General features: G+C 62.2%; 13 protein-coding genes and 1 pseudogene. 7 read left to right on the forward strand and 7 right to left on the reverse strand.

Annotation, left to right across the window (positions count from 1 at the left end; genetic code table 11):
• Window positions 1-180: 180 nt before the first annotated feature.
• From AC01FP_RS14880 to AC01FP_RS14905, 6 genes are all read left to right on the forward strand, one after another.
• The gene (locus AC01FP_RS14880) at window positions 181-615 is read left to right on the forward strand and encodes a hypothetical protein (RefSeq protein ID WP_474481406.1); all 435 of its coding nucleotides are present in this window, start codon (window positions 181-183) and stop codon (window positions 613-615) included.
• Between the two features lie 10 nt (window positions 616-625).
• Window positions 626-1,309 carry a hypothetical protein gene (locus AC01FP_RS14885; RefSeq protein WP_474481407.1) on the forward strand — a complete coding sequence of 228 codons (684 nt, stop codon included), beginning with the start codon at window positions 626-628 and terminating at the stop codon, window positions 1,307-1,309.
• 77 nt (window positions 1,310-1,386) lie between these two features.
• Window positions 1,387-1,629 (forward strand): hypothetical protein, encoded by a 243-nt coding sequence (locus tag AC01FP_RS14890; protein ID WP_474481408.1) that lies wholly within the window; start codon window positions 1,387-1,389, stop codon window positions 1,627-1,629.
• Between the two features lie 42 nt (window positions 1,630-1,671).
• Window positions 1,672-2,349 carry a hypothetical protein gene (locus AC01FP_RS14895; RefSeq protein ID WP_474481409.1) on the forward strand — a complete coding sequence of 226 codons (678 nt, stop codon included), beginning with the start codon at window positions 1,672-1,674 and terminating at the stop codon, window positions 2,347-2,349.
• 12 nt (window positions 2,350-2,361) lie between these two features.
• Window positions 2,362-3,411, forward strand: a complete 1,050-nt coding sequence (locus AC01FP_RS14900) for a beta propeller repeat protein (protein WP_474481410.1) — start codon at window positions 2,362-2,364, stop codon at window positions 3,409-3,411.
• A 3-nt stretch (window positions 3,412-3,414) separates the two neighbouring features.
• Complete coding sequence (locus AC01FP_RS14905) at window positions 3,415-3,609, forward strand: hypothetical protein (RefSeq protein WP_474481411.1); 195 nt, start codon at window positions 3,415-3,417, stop codon at window positions 3,607-3,609.
• 10 nt (window positions 3,610-3,619) lie between these two features.
• Here the strand turns inward: AC01FP_RS14905 and AC01FP_RS14910 are convergent, their stop codons facing one another.
• On the reverse strand, window positions 3,620-3,757 hold the full coding sequence (locus AC01FP_RS14910) for a hypothetical protein (protein ID WP_474481413.1): 138 nt from the start codon (window positions 3,755-3,757) through the stop codon (window positions 3,620-3,622).
• 131 nt (window positions 3,758-3,888) lie between these two features.
• Between AC01FP_RS14910 and AC01FP_RS14915 the strand changes: the two genes are divergently transcribed.
• Entirely contained in the window at window positions 3,889-4,026 is a 138-nt protein-coding gene (locus AC01FP_RS14915; protein WP_474481415.1) for a hypothetical protein, read from the forward strand.
• Between the two features lie 141 nt (window positions 4,027-4,167).
• Here AC01FP_RS14915 and AC01FP_RS14920 read toward each other — a convergent pair whose 3' ends face one another.
• The 6 genes and pseudogenes from AC01FP_RS14920 to AC01FP_RS14945 form a co-directional block, all read right to left on the reverse strand.
• Window positions 4,168-4,935 (reverse strand): DUF3050 domain-containing protein, encoded by a 768-nt coding sequence (locus tag AC01FP_RS14920; RefSeq protein ID WP_474481416.1) that lies wholly within the window; start codon window positions 4,933-4,935, stop codon window positions 4,168-4,170.
• A gap of 13 nt (window positions 4,936-4,948) precedes the next feature.
• Window positions 4,949-5,416, reverse strand: coding sequence for a nuclear transport factor 2 family protein (locus AC01FP_RS14925; RefSeq protein WP_474481417.1), 468 nt, complete (start codon window positions 5,414-5,416; stop codon window positions 4,949-4,951).
• 32 nt (window positions 5,417-5,448) lie between these two features.
• On the reverse strand, window positions 5,449-5,730 hold the full coding sequence (locus AC01FP_RS14930; protein ID WP_474481418.1) for an MSMEG_0570 family nitrogen starvation response protein: 282 nt from the start codon (window positions 5,728-5,730) through the stop codon (window positions 5,449-5,451).
• Window positions 5,731-5,797: 67 nt separating this feature from the next.
• Window positions 5,798-6,790, reverse strand: coding sequence for a sll0787 family AIR synthase-like protein (locus AC01FP_RS14935; RefSeq protein WP_474481420.1), 993 nt, complete (start codon window positions 6,788-6,790; stop codon window positions 5,798-5,800).
• Window positions 6,787-7,422, reverse strand: a complete 636-nt coding sequence (locus tag AC01FP_RS14940) for an MSMEG_0567/Sll0786 family nitrogen starvation N-acetyltransferase (RefSeq protein ID WP_474481422.1) — start codon at window positions 7,420-7,422, stop codon at window positions 6,787-6,789. Before AC01FP_RS14940 ends, AC01FP_RS14935 begins: the two co-directional genes overlap by 4 nt.
• 5 nt (window positions 7,423-7,427) lie before the next feature.
• A pseudogene (locus AC01FP_RS14945) lies at window positions 7,428-7,898 on the reverse strand (MSMEG_0568 family radical SAM protein); the annotation flags it as partial.
• Window positions 7,899-7,960: the final 62 nt, after the last annotated feature.

The following is a 7,960-nucleotide window of genomic DNA, read 5'->3' on the forward strand; positions in this document are numbered from 1 at the left end:
GTGTTCCGCACGCGGGTGGATTGGTACGTGGGCTTTGCCGTCTGCAACCGCAAGGCCGCTGCGCGGCTTTACAACGTCGCGCCCATGCCGCTGGTTCTGCCCTAAGCGCCGCCTGCTGGGCAACGCAATAAACCTGCCCGTGCCAACTGATTTGTCCCCCTTTGATCTGGAGCCCTATCCATGACCACCCAAGCCACCCGGCTGCTCGATGCCCAGACGGTGCTCGTCGGCTGGATCAACCACTCGGCTACCGACTGCTACGAACACAGCCGCAGCAGCGGCGATGTCATCAACCTCGGCACCGACCTCGATGCCTCCTGCTCCTTTGTGCTGGTGGCTTCTCACCCCGGCCACAGCGACGCGGTAACCGTGACGCTGGAGCTAGCGCCACTACTGGCTGACGGCACCGCCGGCAGCTGGATAACCGCCGCTGCTGTCGCTATCCCCGCCGCTGGCGGCAAGGTGGAGGCAAGCATCAGCGGCGCTGCCCTGCTGCTGAATCCAGCCGACAGCGAACTAGTTGTGCCGCCCTGCTTGCGGCTGGCCCGCGCTGTGATCTCCCCAAGTACACCGGTGGGGATGTGCGTGGCGCTGACCGCCAACCAGGGGCTTTGAGGTGAGTGCCATGAGTAACCCACTGGAGTCACTGACCCTGGCGGCGGGTTCTGAGGTCCTGCCGCTGGAGCTGCTGCAACCCCTCGACAGCAACAACCCTGCCTCCACCCCCGTTCGCCTCTCGGGCCCGGAGCAGCGGCTGACCGTCAACCCGGATCCGGGAGTGGGCGATGAATCCCTGCTGCCGCCGAGTCAGCTGCTGATCAGCAAGGACGGTGAGAGCCGTTCGATCTGGCCGGTGCACTTAGCCGGCTGGCTGGCATTGGGCTGGCAGCTACACACGGAGTCGCCAGAAGCAGCGCCAGAGCCAGAGCCACTCTCGGAACCAGAACCGGAGCCAGCGCCGGAGCTGGAACCGGAGCCGGAGCCTGATGCAGAATCAGCAGCCCTCGCTGAAAGCAGCACCGCGGAGCTATCCGAATTGCCCAGCCCTGAGCTGGTTGAACCGGCAACGGCCACGGGCGCAACTGCCGCCACCGATGGAGAAGCCCTGCTGGCTTCTGAGCCCCCTGATTTCCAGGCGATGACCAAGGCGCAGATCGTCGACTACTGCTCGGCTGTTCATGGAGTAGAGCTCGATGCCAGCCAGACCAAAGCCGAGCTGATTGAGCAGGCCACAGCGCTGGAAGCCCAGGCCAATGACACGGCTGCGGCTGATCTAGCTGCGCTGGAGCTGGGTGATGCCCTGCTCTGATCACGGCCAACTGCAACCGAGCCAGCGCATTCCTGGCTGGGGGCTGGCAACAGCTCAGCAGCACTGCCCTGGCGCCGATGGCCACTCCCGATCTGGCTGTGCTGGCCCAGCTGACGGCCCAGTGCCGCAGCAGCAGTCGGCCCCAGGGGGTGATCTTCCTGGGTCAGGCCCAGCTGCAGGAAGGCGGCAACCCTGAACCGCCCCCAGCCGGGGGCATCAGTTCAGTGCAAGCTCTGGCGCCGCTCATCAGTGCCACCGCCAGCAATGGGGTGGTGGTGCTCGCGCTGGACCTGCGGCTGCTTGGCCCCCTGCCGACCTGACCCGAGGACTGATCGCCCAACTCTTTTTCTTTGCTGTTTGTCATGGCCACCACCACCGAGAGCCGCACCGCCGGCCGCTCCCTGCCCCAGCCCACTGACCTGCTGCTGGTGCAGCGCGGCAGCACGCCCTACCGGGCCACCGCAGAAGAGGTCAAAGCGTTCATGCTCACCCCGGCCACGGCGACTGCGATCGGTGCGATCAAGCCCGGCACCAACCTCTCGGTGGATGCCGACGGCACCCTCCATGCCGCCATCTCCGGTGCCCTCACCTACCGAGGTGCGATCGACCCCACCACTAGCGAGGCCCCGACAGGCGCTGCAGTTGGGGATGTGTACTTGGCTAGTGCTGGCGGTCCTGCCCTGGCTAGCTGGAGCGGCTTCGCGGGCCAGGACATAGCCCAGGGGGATCTGCTGTTGTTTGACGGGGAGGACTGGAGCGCCAATGCCGCCCTGGGCCCCGATGGCGCCGGCGTGATCCGCATCCAGGTGGCCGCACCGCTGGCCGTCGATGAGAGCGATCCCGCCCAGCCGCTGCTGAGCGTTGAGCCCGCAACCACCGCCGCTGCAGGCGTGGTGCAGCTGGCCGACCCGTTGGCGCTGGCGGACGGCACACCCGGGCGGGTGGTGGATGCGGCCCAGTTGCAGGCGGCGATAGCCACCGCCCAGCCAGCCGGCGACTACATGCCCCTGGATCTGAGCACCCTGCCGGCCCTGCCCTGATCGCCGCAGCTGATGACCCTCCAACCAGGCGACCTGCTGGCGATCACCCGCCCCGCTGGCCCCGCTGCCGGCACTTATCAGCTGCCGGCAGCGGCATTGGCGGAGCTGCTGAACCCTCCGCCGGTGCTGGGTATCAGCGGTGTGGTTTGGTCAACCGTGCGCTCGGCGGTAGACAACAGCTGGCAGGCGATCTGCTGGTCGCCGGAGCTGCAGCTCTACGCCTGCGTAGCGGGTAGCGGCACGGGCAACCGAGTGATGACCTCAAGCGATGGCATCCGTTGGAGCCCCCAACCATCAGCAGCTGATCAGAACTGGGTGGCGCTCTGCTGGGCGAAAGAGCTGGGGCTGTTTGTTGCCGTCAGCGACAGCGGCCTTGGGAATCGGGTGATGACCTCACCGGATGGCCGCAGCTGGACCCTGCGCCAGACGCCAGCCAACAACATCTGGACCGGGGTCTGCTGGGCACCCGAGTTGGGCCTGCTCGTGGCAGTGGCCAGCAGTGGTACGGGCAACCGGGTGATGACCAGCAGCGATGGCCTCAGCTGGACAGTCCGCCCCGCTGCTGCAGATCAGGAGTGGCGCTCGATCTGCTGGGCACCGCAACTGGGCCTGCTGGTGGCGGTGAGCAGCACCGGCGGCAACCAGCGGGTGATGACCTCAATTGATGGCAGCAACTGGACCCTGCGGACTGCGGCCGTAGCCAACAACTGGACGGCGATCTGCTGGGCGGCGGAGCTGGGTTTGCTGGTGGCGCTGAGCAGCAGCGGCCGGGGCAACCGGGTGATGACCTCCCCGGATGGCATCACCTGGACGAGCAGGTCCTCGGCGGCCGATAACGCCTGGACCTCCCTTTGCTGGTCGCCGCAGCGGGAGCTGTTGGTGGCGGTTAGTAGCAGCGGCACCGGCAACCGGATCATGACCAGCGCCGATGGCATCAGCTGGACGGTGCGCAGCTCCCCAGCTGATCTGGGCTGGCGTTCGCTCTGCTGGTCGCCCCAGCACAGGCAGTTTGCGGCGGTGAGCAACAGCGGCGCTGGCAACCGGGTGATGGTGAGCCCCTGAACCATGACTGACACCACGACCCCCCTGCCGACGGTGGGCTCGCGCTGCTGGCGTGACCTGATCAGCCCTGAGAGCGGCGCCACGGTTCTGAGCCTTACGGGAGAGAGCAGTGACGCCGATCCGATGGTGGAGCTGGCCTACGACGAGGGCGGCAGCGGCTGGTGGCCGCTCTCCACGCTGGTGTTCCAGCAGAGCTGAAAGGAGGGCCTCAGCCCCCACTCACCAGCTGCTGGCGCAGGGCGGCGAGGGCCTTCTTCTGGGCCCGCTGCACCGGTAGGCGCAGCTCACGGTGCGACACCGGCATGGCGCTGATCTTGAGCTGACTGGCAGCAGCGCGGACTGACATGCATTCCCGGTGCTTGCGCCGGTGCTTTTGATGGCCGCAGTTGTTCCATTGGTTGCGAGGCCCTGTCGCCTTCTGCGCTGGCGGAGCGGGCTGGCCCGATCAGGCTGGCGGCAGCACTTTCAGCCAACGCCATGCTCCGCATCCACGGCGATCGCAACAGCCTGCTGGCGGCCCTTACTGCCCACTGGGTAGACCAGCAACTGCAGATCCCGCCGCCGTTCAAGCCGCAGGTGCGGCCGATCCGCCGAGGTGTTCCCGCCAGGCATTGATTAAGTAGATGGGATTTGCTCTTGGTGTAGATGAAGTCGGTCGGAGTCCGAAGGTAGTCGTGTGTCAGAGCGAATCGTCAGGTCTAAGGCCAACAAGTCACCAGTGCAGCCGCTGACTGGGGAATGAATTCGCGACTATTTTCACGTCATGGACATGTAAATGTGCTCGTCGATGGTGAGCTGTGGCTCGCTGGTCGATGACTCTAGGGTCCAAGTAATGTCATCCCAGAATGTTGCTCGTTCCTGTTCAACACGGGTCCTTAAAGCGGCGACTTCATCGAGCTTCAAGGGTTGGTGTTTGCTAAGCTCAATTACTATGTATTCGGCTAAGGGGCCATGGCTGTCGCCATCCAAGGCAATGTGACGCTCGAGGTACCAGAGCAGAATTGGTGCATGCAGGGAGGCCCCCACCAATTGATCACGTAGTTCTCTAAATAGACCGGATACGAGTTGTTCCCGTCCGTAGCAGAAGGCTGCTGCAAGCAGGTGAGCCTTGGAGGACCTGATAACCACCTGGGTGGCAGCCATGAAGCGTTGTGATGGCTGTGGGATCGCCGGGTGTTTCAGTGCGGCCTCCAACCCATTACTGGTGACAAGTTGGAGTACGGCTTTGATCGGAGCCGTATCGGCGCCAACCTCCTCCATAGCCAGAAGATAAATTTCAAAGTGACTCAGATAACACGGGCCACCTAGTTGAACCGGCAGACAGTCGCATTCCTCTTCCGCAATCAGCTGATTGATCAAGCTGGCGGCACGCGGATGCGGCGAGGGCAGCCATGGAGACCCCGAGGGAGCCAGCTGCTGCTGGAGAGCTTTCAGCAGCAACATGAAATCCCAAACGGCAAACACATGGTGCTGCATGAACAGACGCAGCTGTCCCATGGTCTGAATTGGCAGGGAGGCAGCCATTACAGAGGAAGCATCAGAGCCCAAGCTCTGTCAGACCAGGGAAGTTCTCAGGTCGCGGGCCATCTCCCCATGTGAACAGCCTTTCGCTCTCTTGAATGGGCACATCGTTGATACTTGCTTCGCGGCGTTGCATCAGTCCAGTTTCCGAGAACTCCCAGTTTTCGTTGCCGTGGGAGCGAAAAAAATCACCTGATTCATCGTGCCATTCATACTGGAAGCGCACAGCAATACGATTGTCGGTGTACGCCCACACCTCTTTGATTAGCCTGTAATCAAGTTCCTTGGCCCATTTACGCTTTAGAAACTGGAGAATCTGGTCGCGGCCTTGGATGAATTCGCTGCGGTTTCTCCAGCGGCTGTCTTCTGTATAGGCCATGGCAACGGCCTGTGGATCACGGCCATTCCAGGCATTTTCAGCCATCCGAGCTTTCTGGATGGCGGTTTCAAGAGTGAATGGAGGGAAAGGAGGCTTGCTGGTCATGGTTGTGTACTGAAGGGGTTGTTTCGCTGTAATCAGGTATTAAGGGCGCTGATGCGAACATTCTCGCTAGCGCTGTAGTTGGCGATCTTTTCCTTCAGCTTCACTGCCTCCTCATCGGTGCGGGTGCAGGCAAAGCCATAGCGCGCTCGCACACGCTCAGAGGCCTCTTCCAAGGCGGCAAGAGCCTTCTGCTCCAGCTCGGCGATGCTCAGGGTGTCGCCGGGTTTGAAAAAGTCATAAATCACCGTGGATGGGGAATAGAAACTGCTGGCGTCGCCATCAGGCCAGCACAGCTGCAGTACAACTTCGGGCATGAGAGTGGTTTGCTTTTTTAGCTTTTGTGGGATTGAAAACTGCGTTCTGCAGTGCGGGTAAAGGCGGCTAAGTGCTCATGGCCGCACTGAAGCCTGTGAGTGGTGTTGCGGCATTCCAAACCTGTTCGGTTTGTCCTTCGCTGATTAGCCATACGCCGGTGATCTCTTGGCTGAATTGGCCGATCTGGCAGTTGATCAGATTGCTGTAGGGCTGCATCAGCCTTTGGAGATCCGATAGCCTGTCTGATGGAACTGCCAACAGGAAGCCAAAGCTGGGAAAGCAGCTGAGCCACGCCAGCTCATCAACTCCAGTGGGCCGCTCCACGGCATCCCGAGCGATCTCGATGCCCAGTCCACTGGCCTCGCAGAACATGGCAGCAGTGCCCACAAGGCCGCCCATGCTGATGTCCTTAGCGGCTCGCGTGATCCCGGCCTGGCTTAGTTGGGGTAGCAGGCTCAGTTGGGTCTGCAGGCGCTTGGGATCAGCGCTGGTGGCCGCATCCCAGAAGGGGTAGTGGCGATAGAAGCTGCCGTCGCCATCGATCAACAGCACCAGGGCATCGCCCGCCTGCGCAGAGCGTGCCGAGAGAACCGGTCCCTCGGCAACACCCAACACGGCAACGGAAAGCGCCGTGTAGGGGCTATGGCTATTGGTATGGCCACCCACCATCGGAATCGAAAATTTGTCACAGGCGAAACGCATCCCCTCCAGAAGCGGGGCGGCCGCCTGTTCCCCCAGGCTCCAGATGCTGTTGACCAGAGCCAGTGGCCGGCCTCCCATGGCGGCGATGTCGCTGAGGTTCACCAGCACAGCACTCCAGCCCGCGAACCAGGGGTCTTCATCCACCAGGTTCGGGTGCATTCCTTCACAGGCCAGCAGCAGACCACCGCGCTGTGCCGGCAGCAGGGCTGCATCGTCGCCAAGCAGGGCAGCGACACCAAGCTCAGGGAAGGGTTGGTGGGCGAAGACGGCTGCCGCTGCTTGGATGTCGCGTTTCGACTGCAGACCACTGAGGGCCCTGAGCTGGTCGGCCAGAACGGGGTGCTCGACAGTGCTCATGCCACCTGCATGCTGCAGGGACGCCGCTCTCCTGAGGGCAGGTAGTAGGGCAGATCAGCCTCCATCAGGTGATGACGGATGCCTTGAATCTCCAATTCATCGATGGATGACCAGTGCAGCCTTTGGAAGAACCTCACGTTCTGGATCTGCACGGTGGCCAGAAAACGATCGCAACCCCAGCCATTGGCTGTCGTGACCGCTTTCCAGATCAACCCTTTGCCGATCTGGTTGTGGCGGCGGAAGGCGTGATGAACGCCGAGACGACCTCCATACCAGAGCCGAGGGCTCTGCTCCACGATCCGCACAACGCCGACCACTCGGCCGCCATGGTCTTCCCCGTGGTGCACGGCTGCGATCGGATAAGCGCGCTCATCGAGCTCATCGAGATCGCTGGTTTCAAAAAGGTGCTGCTCTTCGCAGAAGATCGAACTGCGCAGTTGCCAGTACCCATCTATCAAGGAGGATCTAGGCCTCAGCAGGTGAAAGGAAAAGCGATCAGAGCTTGCTGTGGGTGAGAGTCGGAAATCATCGGCGTCGATGCCGATGCCCCAACGCACCGAGGGAGTGAAAGAGGCCGGAGCTGAACTTGGGCTTCGTCCGATGTCATGGCTGCTGGGATCGATGAAGAACATGGAGGTCAACGCTCGGTTTCAAACAACGACAGAGCTGAACAAGCTCCGCACTTCGCACATCCGGCAGCCATGGCTTCAGAGCTGATATCCGAATCCCTGAGCCGGGTCGCAACTGCGGAGTAGATCTCCACCATGAAGTCGGTGGATGGAGCGGGGTGGTCCTCGAGGGGAGTCCCGGAGATCGGTACAAAAGGAACCACAAAGGGGTAGACCCCCAGCTCAATCAGCTTTTCGCTGCAGGTGATCAGGGACTCGGCGCTGTCGCCGAGTCCGGCTAACAGGTAGGTGGAGACTTGGCCGCGACCGAAGACCGCCACAGCCTGCTCAAAGGCCCGGTAGTAGTCGTCGAGGGTGATCTCGGATTTGCCAGGCAGAATCCGGCGCCGTACCTCTGGCTCGACCACCTCTAAATGCATGCCAAGGCTGTCGACCCCGGCCTGCTTCATGCGCGAATACCAGATCCGGTGACTTTCAGGAAAGTTGTCACTCCTTGGCTGCCATTCAGGCGGCCTTGATTAAGGGTAGCGCCATGAGCGGA

The organism is Cyanobium sp. NIVA-CYA 375 (assembly GCF_056108345.1).

Excerpts from the sequence above, each read along its gene's own strand:
- AC01FP_RS14885 (WP_474481407.1), top strand. The coding sequence starts at position 626 with ATGAGTAACCCACTGGAGTCACTGACCCTGGCGGCGGGTTCTGAGGTC.
- AC01FP_RS14880 (WP_474481406.1), top strand. The coding sequence starts at position 181 with ATGACCACCCAAGCCACCCGGCTGCTCGATGCCCAGACGGTGCTCGTC.
- AC01FP_RS14900 (WP_474481410.1), top strand. The coding sequence starts at position 2,362 with ATGACCCTCCAACCAGGCGACCTGCTGGCGATCACCCGCCCCGCTGGC.
- AC01FP_RS14890 (WP_474481408.1), top strand. The coding sequence starts at position 1,387 with ATGGCCACTCCCGATCTGGCTGTGCTGGCCCAGCTGACGGCCCAGTGC.
- AC01FP_RS14905 (WP_474481411.1), top strand. The coding sequence starts at position 3,415 with ATGACTGACACCACGACCCCCCTGCCGACGGTGGGCTCGCGCTGCTGG.
- AC01FP_RS14910 (WP_474481413.1), bottom strand. The coding sequence starts at position 3,757 with ATGTCAGTCCGCGCTGCTGCCAGTCAGCTCAAGATCAGCGCCATGCCG.
- AC01FP_RS14930 (WP_474481418.1), bottom strand. The coding sequence starts at position 5,730 with ATGCCCGAAGTTGTACTGCAGCTGTGCTGGCCTGATGGCGACGCCAGC.
- AC01FP_RS14920 (WP_474481416.1), bottom strand. The coding sequence starts at position 4,935 with ATGGCTGCCTCCCTGCCAATTCAGACCATGGGACAGCTGCGTCTGTTC.
- AC01FP_RS14895 (WP_474481409.1), top strand. The coding sequence starts at position 1,672 with ATGGCCACCACCACCGAGAGCCGCACCGCCGGCCGCTCCCTGCCCCAG.
- AC01FP_RS14915 (WP_474481415.1), top strand. The coding sequence starts at position 3,889 with ATGCTCCGCATCCACGGCGATCGCAACAGCCTGCTGGCGGCCCTTACT.
- AC01FP_RS14925 (WP_474481417.1), bottom strand. The coding sequence starts at position 5,416 with ATGACCAGCAAGCCTCCTTTCCCTCCATTCACTCTTGAAACCGCCATC.
- AC01FP_RS14935 (WP_474481420.1), bottom strand. The coding sequence starts at position 6,790 with ATGAGCACTGTCGAGCACCCCGTTCTGGCCGACCAGCTCAGGGCCCTC.
- AC01FP_RS14940 (WP_474481422.1), bottom strand. The coding sequence starts at position 7,422 with ATGTTCTTCATCGATCCCAGCAGCCATGACATCGGACGAAGCCCAAGT.